Source organism: Rufibacter sp. XAAS-G3-1, from assembly GCF_013623775.1.
Lineage (GTDB): Bacteria > Bacteroidota > Bacteroidia > Cytophagales > Hymenobacteraceae > Nibribacter.
The window spans coordinates 47,530-72,404 of sequence record NZ_JABFAM010000013.1 but is presented as its reverse complement, the minus strand read 5'-3'; the positions used below and the strand labels follow the sequence as shown (position 1 = coordinate 72,404).

Genomic DNA, 24,875 nt, shown 5'->3' with positions numbered 1-24,875 from the left:
TTACCTGCCTAGTGTTTTTCAAGATTGAATTCAAGCAGGTCTTTGTGGCGGAAGCGTCTGCTTGCGCCACAAACAAAATGGTCTATTCTATGCTGGCTGTTTTCGGGCTCTTTTTCAGAAAACAGAGGTAAAACGCTTCCTCATAATCCTGTTAAAGGATGTCAGAATACTTCTTGGGCTGCAACGCCACTTTCCAGAACCTGACGCTTTGGATTTGGCCGTTGAACCAGGAGCGTTTGTCCATACGGGTTCCGATGGAAGTCTTGGCCGTGGGTGGGATAGGCAGATACTCTATCTCCCCCGAAAGCTCCAGTTTCCCGTTCACGTAGCCTTTCAGTTGCTTGTCTTTGTAGGTGAGGGTCATGGTAGCCCACTCTCCTACCGGATGGGTTTTACTGGAATCTATGAGGGTGAGGGCCGCTTTTTCGGTGCGCATGAAAAAGTCTGCGTACCACCGGTTTTGGTTGTTCAGGCGAAGCTCCAGCAGGATGCGGCGTTGGCCTACGGCCATGTCTTCAATATGCAGAAAGCGCTGCTCTACGTTGGCCGGCCAGACCGCTTTGGGTTTAAAGACCACCTCAATGGTGAATTCCTCGGCCCCCGCAATAGGGTTGGCGTCAATGAGCAAGCCGTCGTCTACGCCGTCAAAGGCAATGGCTGGCGCACCGTCTTTTCCCGGTATCGTGCTGGGGTTCCCCAGCACCTGGGTAGAATGTCCCCCAATGGAGGCCAAGGAATGCATCTCCCATCTGGTGGGCTTCACGGCAACACAGGAGGAAACCACAACAGACACAAGACAACTCAGCAGAAAGGTCGTTTTTCTCATAGGTTAATGGTGGTTTATTTCTTTCCTTTTGGGGGCTGTTTTTCTAAAAAGAGGCTAGAAACGGATGCAAACCCGGCATGTTTTGGTTGATGGCTAGAGACCAGGCAAGATCCAGCAATAAGCCGGTGCTGGGTCTTTACGGTTTCACCGGAGGCTGCACGATTCTACCGGCTAACGCTAGGTTGAGGGCTTTGATTTCGGCAAGAACAATCTGGGCCATTTCGCGGGCGCCTAATTCGTTGAAGTGGGTATCATCCATTTTGCCTTGCGGGTAGTTGGGATGCTCCTCGGGCCGAAGATGGTTGAACAGTTTCTTGGAAGTTTCGGGCCCGTACTGCTGCAACAGGGCCTGACTCTTGCGGTCTAGGTCAATGAGCGGAACCTTTTGCTGCTGGGCCACGGAACGGACAATCCCCGAGTACACCGCGTGGGTGTCCTCTACTTTATCGGCGGCATCAAACTTGCGGCGGGCAACAGGGGTGAGGAGTACGGGATTGGCTTTTTTCTTCCTGGTCTCAGAGATGAACCGCTCCAGATTGGCGCGGTAATCGGTTTGGGGGGTGAAGCTTCTCTTGGTGCTCACCTCGTCATTATGCCCGAACTGGATGAACACGTAATCGCCCGCCTTCAACGCCGCAGAGATGGGTTGCCAACGGTTCTCCTCTATGAAGGTACGGGTGCTTCGGCCGTTTTTGGCGTGGTTAGACACCGTGACGGTAGAATCGAAAAAGTAGACGAACGGCATGCCCCAGCCCGTTTCCGGATAATAGCGGGTTTCTTTGATGGAGATGGTGGAGTCCCCAATGAGGTACACCGTGAGGGGCTTTCTCTCTCCAGATAGAAAAGACATGAGCCCCAGGCTGAAAAGAGTTAGAACAAGAGTAGTAAGCTTGAATTTCATAGATATACAACTTGAAGCCACCTCTTTGGGCAGCGTTACTTTTTCTCCGTTAATGGTCACGCTCAAAAAAAGGATGTTCTTTCCAGGAGGAGCGCTTTTGCGCCTTTTGGACGATTTCCCCGTTACTCAGACGCAAATTCCTTATGGCAAACATCTGTTTTCCGGCAGCATCCCATCATTCTCCTGTTTGGTGCTTTCATAGTCGTTTTGGAGTCATTATCCAGAAAACAGGGTAAAAACAGAAAGAAATCACCAATCAAATCTGGTGAGCATGGGCTTTCCGCGTTTACAGAGTTGCAGCGCCAAACCCCACGGGTCACGTAACATGATCAAATGCGAACCATCTTCTAAATGCTGGTCTGTGACCAAAGTGGCTCCTGCCGCGCACAGTCTTTCCTGGTCTTCAGACGGGTTCTCAGCCACAAAAGCTAGATGCACGAGCAAAGGATCCATGGTGCGGTAAGGCGGCACCTGGTGGGCGGGGTTCAGGTAAATTTCCACCATGATCTTCCCTGAATCATCTGCGAGGAAGGTGGTGAAAGGAGCCTCTGTCATTTGCCGCACAATACGCAGGCCCAGATGCGCCACGTACCAAGCAGCCATGCCCACCGGGTCTTCTACGTTCAGGGCGAAGTGTTCTAATTTCATAACGATAGGTGCTTGATTCGGTTATTGCTTCGGTTTACCAGGTCTGGCAAATCATAGAATTGCAAGATGCCTTGCACCACACTAGAGTACATGTCCTGCTGAATGGGTTTAGAAACGTAGGTCTCATAAGACCAAATGGCATCGGTTATCTTCGCCTGGCTGATTCTATTGTCCAGAAAGGCCGCGTGCGTCAGCACTGGCCCATACAAACCATCTCCCCATGCCAAGACAGGTAGGTTCGTCCAATTGGGTTGGGCCTTCAGGTAATCCAGCAGGGTGGAGATATCCTGCACGCGTTGCGCCAGCAACGGGCGTTTGAGGTGCAGCCCCAACACCGCGTTCCGGTATTCATGGCTCCAGTACTTAGGATCGTTCAGTTTAGGGTCATCCAAAGACTCGCCCACCCCCCGCACATCGGCCAACACCAACATATTTCCGGCGGCTATTTCTTTCTGAATCAGGCTGTCGTTCTTGGCGAGCGTAGCTTTCCCTTTTTCGGCCAGCCGAATCACGATCTTCTGCGGGGCTGCTCCGGTGGGCGTGTACACCAGGAGGGGGATGGGCAGTTCGCCGTTCCGCATCAAGACCCGCTTCTCCAGCCGGTAGCCTTTGCCCTGGCTCTCGCCGCTTACCTGGGTGAAAACCGGCGAGGTATTTAATTTAAGCCCAATCACGTCTCTGACCTTCGCCTGCAAGGCTGCCAAGTCTTTCTCTGCCGTAAAGGCTTGGCGTTGCGCGGCCAGCCTTTGGAATTGCTGCTGGTTGAGGGCCTGCACGGTGGTTTCTTTGGGGAAGGCTGTGGTGGCCTGACCGGTAGTGGTAGCCAGGAGTTCTTTCTCGGGTAAAAACCCGATGTTGCCTTCTTGCACGGCTTTGTCATCTTGGTACAGCCACTTCCTGAACCAGCTAACGGCCGCCTCTCTTTTGGGCTGCGAAATACCGTGTCCGTCTGGCCAGACAAACAGTTTCACTTTCTTTGGCTGTTGCAGCGCGGCATACACTTCTTGCAGTTCTTCAAAGCCTTGCAGCGTGCCTCTGTGGTCTACAAAATCGTTCTCTCCCGCCAGGATCAAAACTGGTTTGGGCGCGGCCGCGATGATGAAATCCGCTATCTCCAGATTGCCTTCCCCGGGCAGGAACTGGCAACCGTCCTGGGCACCGGCCAACTCTATGTAGCGGTCTCTTTGGGTGAAGTAACTGCACGGCGCGGCAACTTTGATGCGGTCATCATAGGCCAGCAAATACGCCGTCTGGGTGCCGCCCCCTGAGTTCCCGATAGCGCCAATGCTGGTTTTGTCCACTTCGGGCCGTGACTCCAGGTAATCCAGTCCGCGCACGTTGTCCCAGAGCATGTAAGTCGCCACGCTGGTTCCCACCAGGTTGGCCCCGGCGTTGAGCAAGGTATGCTCGGTGGTAGAGCCGCGGGTCAGGGACTTGCCGGTTTGGTCGGTCAGCTGTACGCGCTCGCCCTGCGAAAACGGATCAACGGACAGCACCACAAAACCGTTGGCAGCGAAGAGCCGGGCCGTTTTCTGGTAAGACTCGGTGGCTTTGGCCGTCATTTCGTGGCCGTTCATCAGAATCACCGCCGGAAACGGCCCCTTGCCCTGCGGCACGTACAGATTGGCGGTGACATGGTGGTTGGGCCGACTTTCATAGAGTACATTCTCTATTCTAAAACCGTTCTGCTTGGTGTGCCTGGTGACTTTGGCGTTTAAGGGCTGCTTTTCCGGAAACTGCCCCAAAACAGCCAGGTACTGCTTTTTCACCTGAGCCTGATACGCTTGCATGCTTTCTTTAGACGCAAGGGCTTGGTGTAGTTTCGCGCGCCGCTGGTCATACACTTCGTGCAGATTCCGCACCAGGTACGCATTATACACCGTCTGCGCCTTAAAAGGCAGCACCTGCGCCCGCACATCTGCCGCACCTAGCAACAGGGGAAACAGCGCCAAGGCGGCACGGGAGGATAGGTTTATGAAAAAGGATCTCATTCTCTCTGTTATCAAAAATTCTGATGCAGGGGCACAAATAAGTACACCACGTTACCTTAGAACCAGTTCGGTAATTTCAAAACCACTGCCCGCTGGTGTTCACTTGCCTTCTGTCCTGACATGTGCTATTGCGATTATGTTTATTTTGCAAGACCAATTCTTCTTTCTTAGAGCTTGTTTAAAAGGGCCACCCGTTTCGTTGTCTTTTCGCTTCCAACCTGAACAGAGATGAAGTAAACGCCCCCAGGCAGTCTGCTCCCGCTTGCGGTTGTCCCGTGCCAAGTCACGGAATGAGTTCCCGGGCTCACGGAGGCATCTAACAGGGTGGCAACTTGCTTACCAGACGTATCCATCACATTCACCAGTGCCTTCGTCCGTTGCTTCGCCACAAATATAACCGTAGTGGAAGTGGTAAAAGGGTTAGGAAACAGTTTCTCCCCGGCCATCTGCTGTGACTCTGGCGAGCTGGTCAGATTGGCGGCTAAAACTAAGCCGTTCAGATATTCTTCTAAATTCGTGTATCCGTCAGCGTTTGCGTCCTGGTTACGGTCTTCTGGGTTAGCCGGATCTAGTCCTTTCTTGGTTTCCCACTCGTTAGGCATGCCGTCTTTGTCGGTATCGGCCGGGGCCGGAAGTGAGTTCAGCGTGGGCCAGCCGCCCACGTCGTTCTGGCTGTCAATGATCCCCTTGGTGCTGCCGTTGGAGCCCGCGGCCGTAAATGTCTTGTTCCGGATCGTCTCAATGACCCGCGCATCCACGGCATCCCGTTTCAGGGAGGCCCCGGCTTTGGCCAGCACGTGTTCGTAGGCTTCCTGGGCGGAATGGGTGGTCACGTTGCCGGCAATGGCGTGGGGTGTGTCTTTCCTGAGCGCGGCTTTGTCAGCCTCCGAGACAGTGCCGTAGCTGTTGTGGAATTGGTTGTAGACCCCGTACGTCCAGTTGTCATTGGTGGCGCGGGTGCTCCCTTCCAGCACGTTGCCGTCAATGTAGAACTTGCCCCAGATATCGTACACCTCCGTACCCGGTATTTTGTTTTTATCGATGGAAATGATGCGCTCGCCTTTGGTGGTGGCGGGGCCCGGTTTGTAGTAGTTGTTTACGATGTTCACGTTCATTGCCTCGCCGCCGTAGATGCTGTTGTTGGCCCAGTTGTAGAACACGTTGTTGCGCACATCCACCAGGTCGGTGAGCGCGAAGGCTTTGCCGGCTTCCTCGCCCAGACGGGGGTTGCGGCTGTCATGATGGGCCATGAGGTTGTGGTGGAACGAGGCGTTTTTGCCACCCCAGATGCCGCCGTAGCCGTGCGCGCCTTTGGTGTGGGCCGAGTTGCGCAGACTCTCCGAGATGATGCTCCACTGCAAAGTGAAGTTCTCATTCGCGTAGAACGACACGCACTCATCGGTAGACCAACTCATGGAACAATGGTCTATGATGATGTTCTTGTGGAAACGCCCCCCAAACGCATCTCCCTCCTGCTTAGCCTCGTCGCCCATCCGGAACCGCAGGTACCGGATAATCACATTATCGGCGTCTACCGTCACAGGATAGTTCTTCAGGCAGATGCCGTCACCCGGCGCCGTTTGCCCGGCAATGGTGATGTTGGGATTCTTGATGGTCAGGCTGGAGGCCAGCGCAATGGTACCGGACACCCTGAACACCACCGTTCTAGCTCCCGACGCATTGACCGCAGCCCGTAAACTCCCCGGCCCCGCGTCATTCAGGTTGGTCACCTCCAGCACGGCCCCGCCCCTTCCGCCGGTGGTGTACCGCCCAAATCCTTCCGCTCCCGGGAAAGCCAGTTGCTGGGCCGTTACCTGCTGCCCCGCCATGGCGCACAGCAGCAACAAGAGTAGTTTTTTCATCATGTCATTTCTGGGTGAACGGTACACCTGCGTGGTTTTGGGAAAGCCTATGTGCGAGCGGTTTCCCGTTTCAAGGCCGTTTACAGGAAAACGGCCCCGAAACTGAAACCTTCTTTCAGTTCTTTTACTTCAGCCGCTTCATTCCCTCAAATACCAACCTCGCTACTTCCTGGGCCCCTGCGGGTTGGAAGTGGGTGTTGTCTTTCTGCCCCTCGGGGTAGTTTTTGTACTTGCCCGCCGGCAGGTTCATGAAATAATTGGCGGTGACGTATTCCTGGCCTTTGGCCGAGAACGAATCAATGGAAAGTTGCTGCAGATCAATCAGCAGCACGTTCAGTTCCTTGGCCACGTCTTTCACCGCCTGCGGGTACGCGCCGTGTACGTTGCCGATTTTGCCGTCTTTCCAGGGATAGTTGCGCGTGACCGGCGTGAGCAGAATGGGAACGCCGCCCTTCGCGCGGGTCTGGTTCACGTACAGGCGCAGGAATTCTTTGTAGCCCTGAACGGTCACGTACCGCTCCGTCTTATCCACGGCGGCATCATTATGCCCGAACTGAATCATGACCACATCGTTTTTCTTAAGGTCTTTGTACACCTGCGCCCAGCGGCCTTCCTCAAAAAACGTGCGGGTGCTGCGGCCGCCCCGGGCTTTGTTCAGCAGAAGAACACTATCGGCTTTGATGAGGTGCTTTACTTTGGTTAGGCTGTCTTTTACCAGAAACGGCTTGAAAACCTGGCCCCAGCCCATGACGGGGTAGCGCTTGTTCATATAATCTTCGCCGTCATAGTCAGAATAGTCGGCCACGGTGGAGTCCCCGATGAGGTACACACGCACGATTTTCTTTTTGAAGGGGGCAAACGACATGGCGCACACCGCCACCAGCAGCAGTAATGCCGCCATTAAATTCCTATTCATTTCTGAGCCATTTAGTAAGAAAGAAGGGTAAACCAACCTCGGCCTATCCTTCTTTTCCTTTGCGTTTATTGCAGCGAAACGGCCGCCTTTCCCAACTCTTTTCCTTTAGAGATTTGCGTGGCGGCACTCGTGAAATCCTTGCTTTCCAGCTTCACGTTTTTAGTGAGCGGACCCAGCACTTTCACGGCCGGTTCCTTGGTCTGGTTAAAGGACAGCCCCTGCACCAGAATGTCTTTGCTGTTGTAAATAGTCAGGGCCGGGCCTTTCTCCGTAATCACTTTCACGTTCTTCAAAGAGATGCCCGTGGCGTCTACCGCCGATATTCCGCGGGTCGCTTTCAGATAGGAATCCGCGATGTTCACGTTCTGCAGGTTCATCTCCGGTAGGCCTTGCAGGGCCACCGCCTCGGCCGCGCCGGACACGGTGATGTCGCGCATCCAGATGTTCCTAAACGACGGGGTTTCCTCGGTCACGGGCACCAGTCTCTCTACCCGCGCTTCATCCCCTGCCCGCTGGTCTTCCTCCAGCACTGGCGAGTTGCCGCCGTAAAACAGGTTAAAGCTGATGGCCTGGGTAGGAATGTTCACCATGTCAATGTTCGATATCCAGATGTTCTCCACCAGACCGCCGCGGCCGCGGGTACTTTTGAATCTAAGCCCGATGTCGGTGCCCATGAAGGTACAGTTAGACACGTGAATATTACGCACTCCGCCGCTCATCTCACTACCCACCACAAACCCGCCGTGGCCGTGGTACACCACGTTGTTTTTCACGATGACATTCTCGGTAGGTACACCCCGGTCACGACCGTCTTTGTCTTTGCCGGACTTGAAGCAGATGGCGTCATCACCTACGTCAAAGGTGTTGTTGTAGACCAGCGCGTTCTTGCAGGACTCCAAATCAAGGCCGTCGCCGTTCTGCGAGTACCAGGGGTTGCGCACGTTCAGGTTCCTAATGATGATGTCCTGGCACATGAGCGGGTGCAGGTTCCAGGCCGGCGAGTTTTGAAAGGTAGGGCCGTCCAGCAACACGGTTTTACAGTTCACCAGACTCAGCAATACCGGGCGCAGGTAATCTTTGATGGCCTCAAATTCGGCCCGGGTTTTCAGGTCGGGCACGTTGAAGTTGCTGCCCTGGGTGTCGCCTTTCAGGGCGTTCTCGGTGGGGTACCACATATCGCCTTTGGCGTTGAGCACCCCGGTTTTGGTCAGGTTCTTCCACTGGGCATCGGTCATTTTGCTTTTCTTCACCGGCCGCCAGGCGTCACCGTTGCCGTCAAAAGTGCCTTCGCCCGTAATCGCGATGTTTTCTAAATCCCGGCCCGAAATAGGCGATTGGCACCGAAACGTGTTCAGCCCTTCAAAGCTGGTTTCCACCACGGGGTAATCATCAAAGTCCCGGCTGAAGATGACCATGGAACCCGCCTCGGCGTGCAGGTTGATGTTGCTTTTCAGCACGATGGGCCCGGTCAGCCACAATCCGCGCGGAATCACCACGCGCCCGCCGCCCTTCGCGGCTACATCAGCAATGGCTTGCGCAAAGGCTTGGGTGTTTTTGGTGATGCCGTCGCCCACCGCGCCGTACTTGGTAATGCTCACGCTGTAGTTGGGGAACTTGGTCTCTTTCACTTTGGGCATGTCAAACTCAATGCCCTCATAAATGGTGGCGTCTACGCTGGCGTTGGAGACGTTCACCCCCGCGGTGGTGGCACTGCCGGAAGTTGCGCTCGCCGCCGGTGCAGCCGTTTCCCGCTGGCAGGAGAACTGGAGCGCACTTACCAAACCCAACGTCATTAGGAACTTGCTGGAAAAACCCTTTTTCATGCTCATATTATTTTACTCTCGTTACTTAGTTTAAAATAGGAACTCTCACGCATTCCGTCCCCCCTTTGAAGGGGGTAGGGGGATGTTTCACTTTTGCTGAATACGCATTGCTGAGATTCAACTTCTTCATATTTCCATGTAACGCAGCCGGTACCTCATGCGCCTTTTTCATCCCCCTACCCCCTTCAAAGGGGGACGGAATGCGTGAGAGTTCTCCCTGAGAATTACCCCAGCTCCCCGCTCTTCTGGAGTTCTACTCCGGAAGCAACCTGCCGGGGAGTTCCACTCCCCTTTTTTTGCCCGTGGTTCCCGGCGGAGTAGAACTCCGCAGCAGATAGGTTCGGGAGTAGAACTCCCGAACAGCTAGGCCTTGTCATCTTTAAATGGAGGACAAAATGTATGGCTTCATCAGTCCTTTTACTTCATCAATTTTGGAACACCGTTTTGAGGATGTTTCCTCTAAAACGGCTCCTAAACGCCTTTTCTATTACTTCGTGATTCTGAACCAATCGTAATCGGCGAAGCCGGAGTCATTGGTTTTGTCTTCTCTGATGGCGAACAATCCCACCTTAGCCCCTATCCATTTGCCGACGGTTGCCGTGAAAGGCGCGCCCGCGTTCTTGAAGTTCTGCCCGTCTTCTGAGTAGCTGAACTGGCACTTGGCCCCCGGACTTACGTTCACCCGAAACTGTACTTCGTTTCCGGTCAGTTTTCCTAAAATCTGCTCTTTTTCAGGGGTGCCTTTGTCCGCTTTGAGGGCGGTGTTGTAGGTCAGGTACAGGCCGTCTTTCTTGCTGACAATTGATACGAAGCCGTAATCCAAGCCCATGACTACCAAACCTGTGCGCTCGTTTTCTAGCTTCGGGTTGGGCTTGAAGGTAAGTTTGGTGGTAACGGTGAAGGTCTCGCCCGGAAATTTCTGGAGCAGCAGGTTGGGCACATCCCAAAGGTTTTTGCCGCCCTCGGGGATTTGGTCGGTGAAGAGGCGCAGGTGGCCTTTGTTAGAGGCGAAGGCCCAGGTGGCCTTCGGGTTGGCGTGCCACTGCCACTGCAAGCCCAGCAAATGGTTGTTGAACTCGTCAGATTCAGCGGGCGTCATGATGGGGTAGGTTTTGCCCACGTTCGGTTTTTTGTAGGTGAGCACGGGCTGACCTTTGCCGTCCCCGTCCTTGTCCTCGCCAATCATGGGCCAGTCGTTCACCCACTTCATGGGCTGCAGGTGCACCACGCGCCCGTAGGCTTCCTTGTCCTGGAAATGGAAGAACCAGTCCTCGCCGGACTTGGTATCTACCCAGGCTCCTTGGTGCGGACCGTTGATGGGCGTCTGGCCTTGGTCCAGCACGATTTTTTCCTCGTAGGGGCCGTACACGTTCTTGGAGCGCAAGACCAGTTGCCAGCCCGTGCTCACTCCGCCCGCCGGGGCGAAGATGTAATAGTAGCCGTTGCGCTTGTAAAACTTGGGGCCTTCCACGGTGGGGTGCGCGTCATGGCCGTCAAAGACCATCACACCCTCGTCCAGCACTTTGGTGCCCTCGGGGTTCATGCGGTTCACGGTGAGCACGCTCTTGATACCCGCGCGGCTTCCGGCCCAGCCGTGCACCAGATAGGCGTTGCCGTCCTCGTCCCACAGCGGGCAGGAGTCAATCAAACCTTTGCCCTCTTTCACCAACACCGGCGAATCCCAACGGCCCGCCGGGTTTTTGGTTTTCACCATGTAAATCCCGAAGTCGGGGTCTCCCCAGTAGATGTAGAACTCGCCGTTGTGGTGCCTAATGGCCGGGGCCCACACCCCGTTGCCGTGCTGCGGCTTGGCGAAATGGTCAAAAGGGGCTTGTCGGTCCAGGGCGTAGCCGATGAGTTTCCAGTTCACCAGGTCTTTGGAGTGCAGAATCTGCAAACCCGGAATGGCATTGAAGCTGGAGGAAGTCATGTAATAATCATCGCCTATGCGCACCACATCGGGGTCAGAGTAATCGGCGTCCAGGACAGGGTTTTGGAACGTGCCGTCTCCTTTGTCAGAGACCCACACGTTGGACACGTCATTGGCGGTAACAGCGGGGGAAGAAGAAACCGTGGGTATCGACTTTTCTGTCTGGCAAGCCATCAGGAAAAACAACCCAGCGGTGTAGTATCTGATTTTCATGGGCAATAAACTAGTGACTTCATGGGTACAAATCTGGCGGCAAGGGCTTCCAATTTGTCTTTCCTTCTCCTCTTTTATTGTTCAATTCCTTCTCTGTTTCGGGCCTGTTTTGTGATAAACAGCCCTGAAACGCAAAACCTGGACTTACTTCCCGACCTGGGCCGCTGGTTTCACGGCCAGCGGGTTCCAGTCTTTGAATATCTTCTCTAAGGTGTAGTCTTTGGCTTGTTCGGCGGTGAGTTGGGTGGCCCATTTCACGCGCTCTGTTTTAGAAGTTCCAGGGCCGCTGGAGTTGTATTCGGCGTAGAGAACCTGTTTCTCGGCCTCCGGTTTGTTCCAATTGTGCCAGCCTTCGGGCTTGATGTGCTTGCCCAGGTAGGTATTGAGGAACACCGTTTTGGCGAAAGGCCGCCAGGGGCGGCCCAGGTAGAAGGACTTCTCGGGGGCATCGCCGGTGAGGCGGCAGTTCAGGAACACAAACCCGTAGGGCGCGCCTTCCAGGGTGGATGCCGCCGTGATGAAATTGCCGCCTTTCTTGGCGAAGATTTCGCAGTTCTCAAACACCGCCGTAGACCACCCGAAGATAAAGTCCGTGGTGCCTTCTATGTAGCAGTTTTTGTAGTACTGGCGGCTTCTCTCGCCATGCGGGTACAAGGTATCCTGAAAGCCCAAAAAACGGCAGTTCTGGAACATGACTTTATCGCCGTCAATCCGAACAGCCACGGCCTGACCAACCGGCCCGGACGAGTTTTCAAACGTAAGGTTCTCCGCCGTGAAATCATCGCCGAAGACAAAGAAACTGGTGGAGCCGGTGGTGCCCATCTCCTCGCCAAAACGGTTTTTCTTGGACGCATAGTCATCAAAGGTGAGGATGGTTTTCTTCACGTCCTCGCCAATCATCTTCACTGCCGTCTTGGTGGTGGGCAGCGTCAGTTTCTCTTTGTAAGTACCATTCTTGATGAAAATGGTGGTGGTGTTCTTCCGGAAATCAGGCACCGCATTAATGGCTTCCTGCACGGTTTTGAAGTTCCCGCTGCCGTCTTTGGCTACCACAAAATCATACTTCTGTGCCTGCGCCAGCAAAGTCCCAAACAGCAAGACCAGCACCAGAAAAGGTTTCTTGAACGTCATGGCTTGTTTTATTTAGAGGCCGATGCCTTGCCCATTTCCTCAAACTCCAGCGAGGCCATGATGAAGGGGGACACCGCCTTAGGGTCATTGTCACGTTTCTCCTCGTTGATGTAGTATTCGTACGTTCCGGAGCGGTACGGCGTGCCGCCCAAACCGGCCACGGCGCAAACCTGCGTAATGCTGATGGTGCCGTCGGGGTTCTGTTGGATGAGGTTCTCCAAGATGCCGTTGTAGCCACGACGGGCATTGGTCAAATAATTCTGGTCGATGTAGCCTTTCTTCGCGGATTTCACCAAAAAGTAAGTAAACATGCTCGAAACGGAGGCTTCCCGGTAGTTGCCTTCCTGGCCGCCTTTGTCCACCACCTGCCACCAAAGTCCGGTGGAGGCATCCTGGTACTGGGCAATGGCGCTGGCCATTTTCTGGGTAACCTTCAGAATGTCGTTACGTTTCGGGTGGTTCTGCGGCATATAATCCAACACGTCTACCAAGGCCATCGCAAACCAACCCATGGCGCGGCCCCACACCTCCGGCGAAAGCCCGGTCTGGGGGTTCGCCCATTTCTGCTCGCGCTTCTCGTCCCAGCCGTGGTAGAACAGGTTCTTGTCCTGCACATAGGTATGCTTGTCAATCAGCTCAATCTGTAGCGCCACGTCATTGAACAGTTGCGGCTCATTGTAGGTGGCGGCGTACTGGGCCAGAAACGGCGAGGCCATGTACAGGCCGTCCAGCCACATCTGGTGGGGGTAGATTTTCTTGTGCCAGAAACCACCCTCAGACGTTCTGGGGTGCGTGCGCATCTGGTCGCGCAGTTGATCCAGGGCCAGCTTATACTTCTCTTTTCCAGTTTCTTTGTGCAGGCCAATAAGGAACTTGCCGGGGTTCACGCGGTCAATGTTGTAGTCTGCTTTCTTGTAGGTTTTAATGGTGCCGTTCTCGGTAATCATGGTATCGGCGAAGGCCTGGATGTAGGTGAAGTACTTCTGGTCACCCGTCCGTTTCCAGACGCGCTCCAGCGCACTCGCGAACAGGCCTTGGGTATAGTCCCACTTCGGTACGGGCCGGAAATCAATCATCCAGCCCTGCGGACTGCGCTTCATCTCGGAATCGGCCATCCAGACGGAGTACGGTTTGCCGGTGGGCGAGGCGGGAATGGTGCTTCCGCTGGTGTTCTGGCCAGAGGTACAGGCCGTGAACAACAATGCCAGCAGGGGGAGGAAAAACAGGGTACGCTTCATCGTTTTTTGCATGAGAATATTTTTCTTTTGTGCGGCTCTGGAGAGCTATCGCCGAGTTCTTCTTTCTTTCGTTTCAGGGCGGTTTTCTAAAAAACAGCCCTGAAACGCCAAACCTTTATCTGCGGGGATTCCAGTGGTCTTGGCCTGCCAGCACCACTTCGGCCTTGGCCAGTTTCCTGGCTTCTTTTTTGGAAAGTTGCTTAGACCAGCTCACCCTTTTCTCCGGCGCGGCACCAGGGCCTTTGGAATTGTACTCGGCGTAAAAAGTGGTTTTCTCAGCCTCGGGCTTGCTCCAGTTATGCCAGCCTTCCGGACGGATGAATTCGCCCAGCGTCGTGTTCAGAAACACCGTCTGCGCAAAAGGCCGCCAGGGTCTTCCCAGGTACACTTTGGTCGCCGCGGGCGAGGCGGTCACGGTACAGTTTAGGAAAACGTAGCCGTACGGTTGGTTCTGGGGGGTGGATGCGGCCGTGATGTAGGAGTTCTTTTTGCAATGGATAATGCAATTCTCAAAGAACGCCGTGGCCGGCCCGAAGATGAAATCTGTGGTGCCTTCAATGTAGCAGTTCACATAGTACTGGCGGCTGTTGTCTACGCCCGTGTACAGCGTGTCCTGGTCGCCTAAGATGCGGCAATTTTTGAACACGCAACGGTCGGCCTCCACGTGCAACGCCACCGCCTGCCCTACCGGCCCCGCACTATTCTGGAACGTGAGGTTCTCCGCCCTGAACTCATTGCCCTGCACCAGCACCGTGTAAGAAGTGAAGGTATTGATGTTGCCCTTGCCCGAGTAGTCGTTCCAGACAATGATGGTTTTGTCTTTGTCTTCGCCGATGAAGGAGAGCTTGGTCTTCCAGGAGGAAATCACCAGTTTCTCGCGGTACGTGCCGTTTTTGATGTGAATCTCGAGGCGCTCATTGGGGAACGCGGGAATAGCGTCTACCGCCGATTGGAGGGTGGTATGGTCGCCGCTCCCGTCCTGGGCCACCACCAGCTTTTTCTGCTGGGCCTGCGCCAGAACCCCAAAGCACATCAGAAACAAAAAGGGCATCCACTTCTTCATGGGCATTCTATTTTACGAGGCTGTTCAAATAAACTTCGATGTTCGTGTATCGCTTATCTAGGGTAAACGCGGCGGCATCACTGGCGCTGGCCGGGTTCAACTTCTGGGACTTTTCCCAGGCATCTGCCATGCCGTCCTGGTCTTGGTCAGCCGGAGCGGGGGTAGCTTTCAAAACCGGGTAGCCGCCTGCCTCTTCTGGGGTGTCAATGATGCCGGTTTTCTTTTTGCCATTGTTAGAGTTGCCCGTTCTTACCTCCTGCACCACGCGGGCATCAACAGCATCGCGCTTCAGACTGGCTCCGGCCCCCTTCAACACCGCTTCAAACGCGGCTTGTGGTTCTTGCACGTTGATGGAAGTGACTTGGAACGGGTTAGCGGCTTTCACCGCATTAAGCGAATCTTTATTATCTGGCTGTACGCCGCCTGCCCAATTGTCTTTTGTGATAGCTGGGAAACCATCTACATAATTACCTGCCACGTAGAATTTCCCGAACGGCGCCGATGGGTTCACCAAGCGGTCTTTTTTAGAGGAGGCTGTGGCCGGGCCTGCCTTGTAGTAATTGTTGACCATGTTGTAACGGCCTTTTTCGCCGCCATAGGTGTTGTTCTGGCCCCAGTTGTAGACCACGTTGTTGGTGAAATCCACCAGTTCATCAGGGGTATTTGGGGTGGTGGTGGAACCGCTGAACCGGGGCATCCGGCTGTTGTGGCTGGCGAGTAGGTTGTGGTGGAAAGAGGCACCCATTCCGCCCCAGATGCCGCCGTAACCGTGGTCGCCCTTGGCGTGCACCGAGGCGTTCAGGCTTTCCGCGATGATGCTCCACTGCAAGGTGAAGTTCTTGTTGCGGTAAAACGAGGCGCTCTCATCCGTGGCCCAGCTCATGGAGCAATGGTCAATGATGATGTTGCTGTTCCCTTTGTTGGCCCCGAACGCATCGGCTTGTTGGGCCGCTTTGTTGCCTAATCTAAACCGGAGGTACCGCACAATGACGTTATCTGCCTTGATACTCACCTGGTAATTTTTCAGGCAAATGCCGTCGCCGGGGGCGGATTGTCCGGCAATGGTCAAGTCCCCGTTGTTGATGTCCAGCGGCGACTCCAGTTCAATATACCCGGAGACGGCGAACACCACCACCCGCGGGCCTTTCTTGCGGATGGCTTCGCGCAGGCTGCCCGGTCCGGCATCGTTCAGATTGGTGACCACTACTACCTGTCCGCCCCTGCCGCCGGTCGTGAACTTCCCGAACCCTTCGGCCCCCGGAAACGCCAACGCCTGGCCGGTCTCTGCCTTGGTTGCGACCGGCGCGGTAGTGGTGGGAGAAGCTTTCTGGGCGCACCCAGAGAAAGAAATCATCTGGAATGCGATACCCAAAAGGGAAAGCTTCGGCAAACTGTTTACTACTTTCATTTTCTGTTTTGTCGTACGTAAAAGAGGCACCCTCCCCTTCATCTATTCCCCGTTTTCCTCTTGTAAAAAATCACCTTCCGGCAACTAATGCCATCGCCGAGGAAGGTGTTTGAAGGCTTTCCGTTTCGGGCCTGGTTTTCAGAAATCAGGCCCGAAACGGAAAGCTATCGGTGCGAGGCAGAAGTCTGTATTCCGCCTTCGGGCAAGGCTTATCTGGAGACCTTCACTTGCACCGGGTGCGCCAGTTCTTCAGCGGTTCTTTTCAGGTATTGGTGAAACTGTTCTTCGGTTTTAATGCCGTTGGGCTCCAGTTCCCACGCCGCCAGGAAATAATATTCGGCTTGCCCGTTAGAAGGCTTCAACTGCACCACGTGGTTCAAAGGATCTTGGGTAAGCGTGATGAGATCCTGTGGTTTGAAAAGCACGGCAATGCCTACCTTGTCTGGCGGGGTGTTCAAGGTCTGCGGGCCGTACGTGGCAATGTAACCGTAGCTCTTGCCCGCTTCGCCTTTAGAAGAAACCAGCTTGGCGGCTTTGTCTTTGATTAACCCGGTACTGATGTTCTGCGGCTGCCCGTTTTCAAGGCGCATCTGGTGGCGGGTGAGTCTGGTACCGGCGTGGATACTGAGTTGGGAATGGACATTCAGTTTTTGTCCGGCCACTTGCCAGCCGTAATAGTCCGTGAGGATGGAAGAGTACACGTCTCCGTTCTGGGTGATTTTGCTGTAGGTGCTGTCTGTTTTCTCCACGCGCACGGCTTTGCCGTTGTCAAAGATGGCCAGTGAACCTACGCCCAGGGCTTTGCCTACTTTCAGAATATCCATGCCCCAGGGCTGCGGGTTGTGGTAAGAATCATAGCCGTCCAGCCCTACTTGCTGCAGCACCATGGCATTGGTCTTCTTCCCGAACACGTCTACCCCATTCCGCCAGTCCAGGTAAAAACGGTAGCCCACTTTGTCAGACTCCCAACCCGGGCCTTCATAGCGCAGGTAGTAGGAATGGTCGGTGACTTCATCGGGGACGCGCAGGGAATCTATGTTCTGGAACGTGCCGCCAATGTATTTTCGGTTCTCAAAACGACCGCCTACTTTCTTGGAGAGTTCGGCCTGGGTGCGTTTGGGGTAAGTGCGCTGGTTGGTGCCGGATTGACGGTAGCGAACAGTGAGCTTGCGGGTCTCGCCGGCTTTCATGTTGTCCAGCACCAGTGCTATGCCTTTGTTGAAGGTGTCTTTGGCGTTGTACTGGCTGGGGATCTCAATGGTGCCGTCATATACCGCAAAGGCTTGTCTGTTGAAAGAGCGGTGGCTCCGTTGCAAGTCTGCCTCGCTGATGAGCACCAGCACACTCTCACGCTCGCGGTTCAATGGGTTGGTTACTTGTACGGTAAAGGATTGGGGGAATTCACTAGCGGTTGCTCCTTGTGGGGTGTTCTGGCTTGTAGCACACCCCATGTTCAGCAAGAGCAGGAATGCGAAGATTCCGTTGATCCAAGTAAAATTCTTAGTAATCATAGTTTTAAGGGGGAGTAAGACTTGGGAAGGAAACTACCCAAGCACATTGCACCCAGCAGAATAATATAGAACCTGTTTAGAGTTTTTCATGAACCGGCATTTAAAGCAATTCTTCTGGGGCAAGCGTCAACCAGCGCCATCGTTTTTAGGCTACTTTTATGAAAACAGGCAGAAAACAAGAAGCCGTTATTTGTACACTGCCGCAAGCATCCGCTTGTACCGCCGTTTCCAGGGTGTTTTTAGGAAAACAGGCGCAAAACTCTAAGAGCTTCATAGTATGTCTATAGAAACAACTCAGACTTTTCTCACTTCTATTGCCATTCAGAAAGTTCAGTTTTCAGCCTCTTCCAGGCTTCTTATGTTAAGAGCTTGTTTTATCAAAAACAGGCCCAAAACAGGAACTCTAAACGGCCTTGATGCACCTTAGTACCAGAGGGACAAATACCGCCTACTTGACGGCACTTATCCTTCTGGTGCTTCTTTTTATTCCTATCTCCAACGTGGGTCTCCGGCAGTTGCTTTGCCTGCAAAGTTGCCATCTTTAAAGTGGAAGTCTCCGTTTTTAGGGTCTTGCCATAAGGTAAGAGAGGTGCCGTTATAAGTTGAAAGACTTGGAAGCGGATTAGCACTCTCCACGTGGTCAGAGGTGGCGTAAGTTCCAGATACCTCCACCAGAGAGGCTGAGTTTACCCTGATACCTCTAATGGTTTGGCTACCCGCTTTGCCAATTCCTAGAATTGAATTTCTAATCTTGATTCCGTTGGTTACACTGTTTGTACCAGTTGTAGAATAATCAACCAAGTAACCACCTGAAGCGGGTGCCTCATTCACCGTTACGTTTTCAATTAACACAGAAGTGGAGTTGTTTCTGCTGACAATCACTTTCTCTGCTTTGTAGATGGTAGAGTTGCTGATAATAATATTCTGTACTTGGCTGGTGGCTACGTCAACGGTAAGAACCCCGTAACTGCCTAAGCTATCAAGCACGCTGTTGTTTACGGTGAAGTTGTTGATGATTACCGGGCTAGCTTGGGTTCGCACTAGTCCTCTAAACTTACCAGCTCTCACATTTTCAAACGTCATCGCCTTTATTGTAGAGGCTTTGTTGATATTGAAGACGTACTTTGCCGTAGCATCACTTCCGGTCAAAATCACATCTCTAAAGGTAACGCGATCTATGTTGCTACCAGCAGCAATATTGAAGTTGCTGGTGAAGTAAATAGAGGCTAATTCAGGTTCTGTCAAATCTGTTCCACTGGTAATTGTCACAGACTTGTCCAGGTTCACTTCTGATGCAATGGTATAAGTCATACCACGTCTCAAAATAACAGTGCTTCCATTAGGGATCTGAGTTAGGGTATCCTGTAATACACTTGGTCTGTTCGTGAAGCCCCTGAGGTCAACCAAAATTCCGGCTAGTGGATCTTTGGTTCTGAGGGTGGTAGTTCCTCTGCTTTTGGTACCCGCAAAGATTTCTGCTATGTACGTGGTGCCAGATGCAAGATTATCTACCAGAATTGTACCAGAAGAAAGGTTGGCGGGGGTAAGATTCACCACAATCGGGGTTCCTCCTCCTAGAGGGGTCAGAACTACCCTAGTTAATTCTGTTCTTGAGATGAACTTTAACCGAACCCCTCTGTCGGTGAGGTCTTCGCTGTTTACAGGATTGTTCACGAACAACTGAGCCCCTCTGATACTGAACCTTGAACTGGTCAACCATTTTGATTCTTCTCTACCATCTTCTCTAGCGTTGGTTTTTACCCGTGCATAGTAGAGTTCTTTTATCGTAAGTTGCTCCTCTGTAAAGGTGATGGTAGCGGTATCTGTCTGTGCCGTCAAAATTACAGGTGTCTGAAACAACGTATCCTTGGCAATCTCCACAGTGTAAGTTGTAGTACCTGCAACAGTGTTCGCCGGGGTTTCCCAAGTTAAGGTGACCGATGACTCTCCAGAAGAAGACGAAATTTCACCCCCAGGCTGGAACATCCGCATCCCCCCCAATTCCTCGTCATCTTCTTTACAAGAAACCATACCCAACCCAAGTAATAATAACATAGGGTAAACCAGCAGGAACAACTTTGAATTTATTTTTTTCATGTCTTCTATCTTTTGTAATCAAAAACTTTGATTAATAACCGTAGTCTTGGGTAAGTCTAAAATTAGCATTCAAAGCTCCAGTAGGAATTGGGAAAAGCTCAGACTGATTTGGTGTGAATTGACTTGCAAAAGCTCTTACTGGCCCGGAAATGTGTGCCTCTGTGATAGCAGCTCTCCAATTCACTCCAGTAAACCCAGTTGGGGTAGTAGTAGTTGGCGATGGTTGGTACATTACCTGATTTACATTCCCAGTAATTGGCTCTCCGTTTGTCCCAAATCCTGCTAGCAACTGAAAATTAAGGGCTTCTTCCTGAGCTGTCACATTTCTACCTAATAGTTGATTAGGTTTGAAGTATACTGTTGCAGGAACATTAGCGTAACGTCCAGTGCCTTCCATCATAGCACGCATCTTAGCTCTTGTTTCTAGTATAGTTGGCTCTAATAAATTCCAGCGAATAAGATCATATTTCCGGATTCCTTCTCCGCCAAACTCTAACAATCTTTCCTGCACAATAGCATTAAAGAACTCTGGTTTTGTTGTGGGTGTTGTGCCCATCCTAGGTTCCCACTGAAAGAAAGCACGCTTTCTAACTTCTTCGTATGCGGCAACTGCTTCTGACGTAGGCCCATTTAATTCGTTCTCAGCTTCTGCAAACATTAGAAGTACATCTGCATATCTGATAAGTGGCCAATTGATTCCTAGGGTTTGGATAGTACCATTGAAGTTAGTCCAGTATTTCCTAAACTTACCTTCTCTCATTACCAGTGAAGTAGAAAGTGTCTTATTGTTATTTGCCTCAACAGCAAAATATGCTAATGTGACATCTCTTCGTGAATCTCCAATCGAGTCAAATTCATAAAAATAGGTTGGAACTGCCTCAACCAACCCATTTGCTTGGCCATAAGTAGGATTTGCTTGGTTTATTCTTGGCCCATTAGAATAACCCAACTTCGTATCGGTTTGAGTTCCGCCACCATAGGCTCCAACTTCCCAAATCAACTCTCTACTAGCCCCACTTGATCTGGAGCTACCATGCAATGCTCTAAAAACATCTTCATAAATAGGACTTAAACCATTTTCATTTTGAAGAATGATATCACGGCATTCGTTCTTAGCAACCTCATAAAATTCCCGATAATTGCTTCTGCGCTCCATCATCTTTGAAGTTCTCCTCAAAGAATACCCTCCTCTTGCCAACGCAATTCTAGCTCGCAGTGCTTTTACAGCAGCCTTGGTCACACGAGTGGTAGGCTCACCTGTTTCTGAACGCCAGGGCACAAGTTCTGCTGCTTGAGCCAAATCAGCTAACAGTCTGTCATAGATTTCATCTTGATCAGTTTTTGTCAAATAGAGGTCTGGAATATCAGAAGAAGGCTCAAATTGGGCCGGAACATCTCCCCAGTTTCGTACAAGCTCATAATAGAATTGCGCTCTCAGAGTCAATGCCTCTCCTAATAATTTGCGCATTTTTGCTTGCTCAGAGGCAGAGCCAGATGTGTAAATATCTGATAGTGGAATATTTTTTATACAAATATTTGCTCGTTCTATGCCCCCATACAGCTGGTTAAAGGGCCTCTCTAGTTCACCATTGCCAGGTGCAACACCATAATGAGCAATACCTTGGCGCCCTTGAGCATTATGATCTCCACTTACCCTAAAGTCATCAGCCGCATTAGGAAAAATAATAGAGACTCTGTTACCATATCCATTATCGCCAGGTAACATGTTATATACTCCTATTAATGCAGATTCAGTATATGAAACACTCGCAAAGATTGCGTCTTGTGTTAGAGTTGAATCATTTTCAATTGTCAAGAACTCATCACAACCTGACAAGGTTAAGAATCCTCCAATTGCTGTTGCAACAAAAAGAGATTTAATATATTTAGTATTCATGGTTTACAGATTTGAGATTAGAAAGTAACATTTACTCCACCCAGGATGTAGCGGCTCCGTGGATAAGCAGCATGATCTACACCAGGGGTCAAGCCTGTATTTCTTCTAGTATTTGCCTCAGGATCATAGCCTGTATAGCCAGTAATAGTTGCCAAGTTGTTTACAGTGGCATACACTCTAAGTTTTGAGATCACTCTTGTTCTTTTCAATAAAGATTCTGGCAGTGAATACCCAAGGGTTAGGTTTGAAATTCTAAGGTAGGAACCGTCTTCAATGGCAAATGAGTGAAGGAAGTAATTACCTCTTACTGGAGTCCAGTATTTTGAATCTTTATTCATTTCAGCCAACTGCTCTGGATTTGTGACTAAAGCCCCATTGTTGTCATACCATTTCCAACGGTCGTTCATCAGCGAGAGCACGTTATTGTCTAAATCCTCATAAAGGGTGGTAAACTCAAGTTTGTTAGCATTGTAGACCTTTGCTCCGTAAGAGAAGTTAAGAAATACGCTCAAGTCAAACCCTTTGTAAGTTACTTGTTGGTTCAAGCCACCAAAGAATTTCGGTTGGTTATTTCCCAAAACAGTTCTGTCATCGGCACCAATCATAGTTGAACCATTATCCGGAGTCAAATCCTTCAGTTTTAAATCACCCGGTTGCGGAGCTCTATTACCTAATGCTACCTCTCTGCTGTTTGCGAGCCCCTCCTTAAGTACATAAGTCCAAGAATCTGAAGCTGCATTGTAAGTGGCAGTAAAATCATCAAGTTTATAATATCCATCTGTTACATAGCCATAAAACTGCCCCACTGGCCTACCCACTTCTACTAAGAAATCATTATAAGTAACAGATTGTGTTGGAAGCCAACCAGATGGGTAAGGATAAGATTTAAGTGGTTGCCCTGTAGCATCAATACCAAGGCTCATAATTCTGTTTTTTTGATGGGTAATGTTGAAGTTGGCAGTCCAAGTTAAGTCACCTTTATCCATTACCACACCATCTAGTTGCAACTCCACCCCTCTATTTCTAGTTTCTCCTACATTTTGAAGCTGACGTGTATAGCCACTAGTTTGTGGCACTACCGCCTCAATCAGGAGGTCATTAGTAGTGTTTTCATAAACGTCAATACTAGCATTTAACCTACTATTCCATAAGGACATATCTACTCCAAGGTTTTTAGAAACTGTTGTTTCCCAAACCAGGCTTCTATTCGCTAGGGCAGGGGCGTAATATCCGGGAGTGATGGCTTCATTGAAGGCGTAGGCTACATCTTCATCTGTACCGAATACAGGTCTCCATCTATCAGCTTCAATTCGGTTATTTCCAACAGCCCCATACCCAAAACGAATCTTCAAGTCATTTAACCAGCTTTTAGTACCAGCCATAAAGCTCTCTTCACCAATGTGCCATGCCACAGAAGCAGTAGGGAAAACGCCTGCCCTATTTTCAGGAGCAAACAAAGAAGAAGCATCACGTCTAAAAGCAAAATTCACTCTGTACCTCTCCTTGAAATTATATCCGACTGATCCAAACAAAGAAAAAAGAGCCTCTCCGGATTCATTAGTTGTCGCCGGATCTTGTATTAAGTTTGCAGGCGGGGTCGCTTTATCAATCCCTGCGAATGCTTGCTCAGGAGTAATATCTATTGGAAGCCATCTCACATATACACCATACTCTTCCCTACTCCTCTTCCAAGTTTCTTGACCGACCAATACATTGACATTATGGTCTTCCCCAAAGGTTGTCCTATAGTTCAAGGTGTTTGAATTAGTATAAGACAATGTATTCCTATCGGTTAGGTTTACGATAGGCTGTCCGTTTTCTCTTCTTGCTGATGAGGTGGACGGGCCATAAAACTCATCAATATTTCTTTCGCCGGCAGTAACCCCAAATACACTTTTAAAAGTTAAGTTCTTTAACAAATCAAGACTAAAGTAACCATTGAGTATTATGTCATTGCGCTTATCAAAGCGTAGCTCTTGATTAGCCAAAAGGATTGGGCTTATAAGATTAGATCTTTCAAAATCTAAAGGATCAAAATCATTCACCTGATCTTCAAATCCTGGAGCGATAAAGGGTCTAAAGCGAACAGCATTTCTCAGCCTGCTGTTTCCAACGTTTCCCGTAGTAGAGGTTCCTGCACCTTCAATTTGTTGGCGGCTATAACGAGCAGTAAATCCAACTTTGAATCTATCGTTTACTGTATGATCAAATTTCAAAGAGGCCAGGGTACGCACATTTCCCGAGTTCAGCATAATTCCCTCCTCATCCACGTGGTTCAGAGTAAAATTGAATGAAGTTGTTTTACTTCCCCCTGTTACACCTAACACATGCGTTTGGCTCAAAGCAGCCCTACCAAATACCTCTTCTTGCCAATCTGTTTTAGGCATGCTTCTGTAGATATCTAAATCCTCATAGCGCCCATACCTATCCCGGAAACTATTACGGGTTTCCTCATCTCTATTATAATTATAGTTCTGATATTGATAAAGTGCGAAATCGTAAGGCCCCATCACGTCCAACTTGTTCACAATTTGCCGCACGCCAGCAAAACCATTATAGGTCACTTGAGTGGGCATTTCGCGTCCACCTTTTGTAGTGATCACAATTACACCGTTAGAGCCTCTTGCTCCATATATTGCGGTAGAGGCCGCATCCTTCAACACATCTATTGATTGAATTTCTTGCGGCGAAAGGAAGGACAATGCATTTTCAACTTGAATACCATCCACAATATATAATGGCTCATTGCTTTGAGTGATAGAATTTCCACCCCTTACCCGAATTGTCACTTCAGAACCTGGTTGCCCATCTGATGAGGTAACTTGAACCCCTGCCAATCGCCCAGCCAATGCATCAGCTGCCGTACTTACTGGTATGTCCTGCAATTGCTTTGCGTTTACTGATGATACGGAACTGGTCAATTCTTTTCTGGTGACGGTCTGATACCCTACCACTACCACCTCATCAATAGCCCTTGAATCTGAGACCAAGGCTACATTGATAGAAGTTCTTCCATTGATGGGCACTTCCTGAGAAACGAAGCCTATGTAGGAAAACACCAAAGTACCGGTTCCATTGGGCACCGCCAGGGAGAAGTTCCCGTCTACGTCGGTGGCATTGGCGGTGGTGGTTCCCTTTAAGAGGACGGTCACGCCTGGCAGGCCTTCCTTCTTCTCATCTGTCACTTTCCCGGTGATGGTAACAGTCTGAGCAAAGGCACCAGCTAGGGCAGTGAAGAAAAAAACCAGCACCAGCAGGTACCGGCTCTTCTTTAGTAATGCTTGTTGCATAGATAACAATTTGTTTTTTGATAAAGTGTTAAGGATTTGGGGCAAGGCTGGCGGCATGGCACTAATCTGCGCAACCGATTGCATATTTACGCTTATTTAAATTCTTTCGCAAAAAAACAACCCGTTTTTT

At 51.0% G+C, this 24,875-nt stretch carries 17 protein-coding genes; 1 reads left to right on the top strand and 16 read right to left on the bottom strand.

Annotated elements, in window-relative coordinates; genetic code table 11:
• Positions 1 to 151: 151 nt before the first annotated feature.
• Both HHO50_RS15390 and HHO50_RS15385 read right to left on the bottom strand, forming a co-directional pair.
• Entirely contained in the window at positions 152 to 826 is a 675-nt protein-coding gene (locus HHO50_RS15390; RefSeq protein WP_181307055.1) for a LamG domain-containing protein, read from the bottom strand.
• 136 nt (positions 827 to 962) lie between these two features.
• Positions 963 to 1,727, bottom strand: coding sequence for a rhamnogalacturonan acetylesterase (locus HHO50_RS15385; protein WP_181307053.1), 765 nt, complete (start codon positions 1,725 to 1,727; stop codon positions 963 to 965).
• On the opposite strand from HHO50_RS15385, the gene HHO50_RS15380 reads away from it, so the two are divergent.
• Positions 1,717 to 1,929 carry a hypothetical protein gene (locus HHO50_RS15380; RefSeq protein ID WP_181307051.1) on the top strand — a complete coding sequence of 71 codons (213 nt, stop codon included), beginning with the start codon at positions 1,717 to 1,719 and terminating at the stop codon, positions 1,927 to 1,929. The two genes, HHO50_RS15385 and HHO50_RS15380, sit on opposite strands and share 11 nt — an antisense overlap.
• A gap of 47 nt (positions 1,930 to 1,976) precedes the next feature.
• Here HHO50_RS15380 and HHO50_RS15375 read toward each other — a convergent pair whose 3' ends face one another.
• The 14 genes from HHO50_RS15375 to HHO50_RS15310 all read right to left on the bottom strand — a co-directional run bounded on the left by HHO50_RS15375 (position 1,977) and on the right by HHO50_RS15310 (position 24,829).
• A complete protein-coding gene (locus HHO50_RS15375; RefSeq protein WP_181307050.1) occupies positions 1,977 to 2,375 on the bottom strand; it encodes a VOC family protein in 399 nt (132 codons plus the stop codon).
• On the bottom strand, positions 2,372 to 4,366 hold the full coding sequence (locus HHO50_RS15370; protein ID WP_181307048.1) for a S9 family peptidase: 1,995 nt from the start codon (positions 4,364 to 4,366) through the stop codon (positions 2,372 to 2,374). Before HHO50_RS15370 ends, HHO50_RS15375 begins: the two co-directional genes overlap by 4 nt.
• A gap of 167 nt (positions 4,367 to 4,533) precedes the next feature.
• Entirely contained in the window at positions 4,534 to 6,231 is a 1,698-nt protein-coding gene (locus HHO50_RS15365) for a T9SS type A sorting domain-containing protein (RefSeq protein ID WP_181307046.1), read from the bottom strand.
• Between the two features lie 121 nt (positions 6,232 to 6,352).
• Positions 6,353 to 7,144 carry a rhamnogalacturonan acetylesterase gene (locus tag HHO50_RS15360; protein WP_181307044.1) on the bottom strand — a complete coding sequence of 264 codons (792 nt, stop codon included), beginning with the start codon at positions 7,142 to 7,144 and terminating at the stop codon, positions 6,353 to 6,355.
• A gap of 65 nt (positions 7,145 to 7,209) precedes the next feature.
• Entirely contained in the window at positions 7,210 to 8,973 is a 1,764-nt protein-coding gene (locus HHO50_RS15355) for a glycoside hydrolase family 28 protein (RefSeq protein WP_181307042.1), read from the bottom strand.
• Between the two features lie 481 nt (positions 8,974 to 9,454).
• A complete protein-coding gene (locus HHO50_RS15350) occupies positions 9,455 to 11,110 on the bottom strand; it encodes a glycoside hydrolase 43 family protein (protein ID WP_181307040.1) in 1,656 nt (551 codons plus the stop codon).
• Positions 11,111 to 11,254: 144 nt separating this feature from the next.
• Positions 11,255 to 12,241, bottom strand: coding sequence for a pectinesterase family protein (locus tag HHO50_RS15345; RefSeq protein ID WP_181307038.1), 987 nt, complete (start codon positions 12,239 to 12,241; stop codon positions 11,255 to 11,257).
• An 8-nt stretch (positions 12,242 to 12,249) separates the two neighbouring features.
• Positions 12,250 to 13,479: a glycoside hydrolase family 105 protein gene (locus HHO50_RS15340; protein WP_181307036.1), complete on the bottom strand. Its 1,230-nt coding sequence runs from the start codon at positions 13,477 to 13,479 to the stop codon at positions 12,250 to 12,252.
• 115 nt (positions 13,480 to 13,594) lie between these two features.
• Positions 13,595 to 14,542: a pectinesterase family protein gene (locus tag HHO50_RS15335; protein WP_181307034.1), complete on the bottom strand. Its 948-nt coding sequence runs from the start codon at positions 14,540 to 14,542 to the stop codon at positions 13,595 to 13,597.
• Positions 14,543 to 14,549: 7 nt separating this feature from the next.
• Positions 14,550 to 15,950: a polysaccharide lyase family 1 protein gene (locus tag HHO50_RS15330; RefSeq protein ID WP_255478766.1), complete on the bottom strand. Its 1,401-nt coding sequence runs from the start codon at positions 15,948 to 15,950 to the stop codon at positions 14,550 to 14,552.
• A 209-nt stretch (positions 15,951 to 16,159) separates the two neighbouring features.
• Positions 16,160 to 17,461: a DUF4861 domain-containing protein gene (locus tag HHO50_RS15325; RefSeq protein WP_255478765.1), complete on the bottom strand. Its 1,302-nt coding sequence runs from the start codon at positions 17,459 to 17,461 to the stop codon at positions 16,160 to 16,162.
• Positions 17,462 to 17,950: 489 nt separating this feature from the next.
• Complete coding sequence (locus HHO50_RS15320) at positions 17,951 to 19,558, bottom strand: DUF5123 domain-containing protein (RefSeq protein ID WP_181307032.1); 1,608 nt, start codon at positions 19,556 to 19,558, stop codon at positions 17,951 to 17,953.
• 31 nt (positions 19,559 to 19,589) lie between these two features.
• Positions 19,590 to 21,455: a RagB/SusD family nutrient uptake outer membrane protein gene (locus HHO50_RS15315; protein WP_181307030.1), complete on the bottom strand. Its 1,866-nt coding sequence runs from the start codon at positions 21,453 to 21,455 to the stop codon at positions 19,590 to 19,592.
• A gap of 17 nt (positions 21,456 to 21,472) precedes the next feature.
• Positions 21,473 to 24,829: a TonB-dependent receptor gene (locus HHO50_RS15310; RefSeq protein ID WP_255478764.1), complete on the bottom strand. Its 3,357-nt coding sequence runs from the start codon at positions 24,827 to 24,829 to the stop codon at positions 21,473 to 21,475.
• Positions 24,830 to 24,875 lie beyond the last annotated feature (46 nt).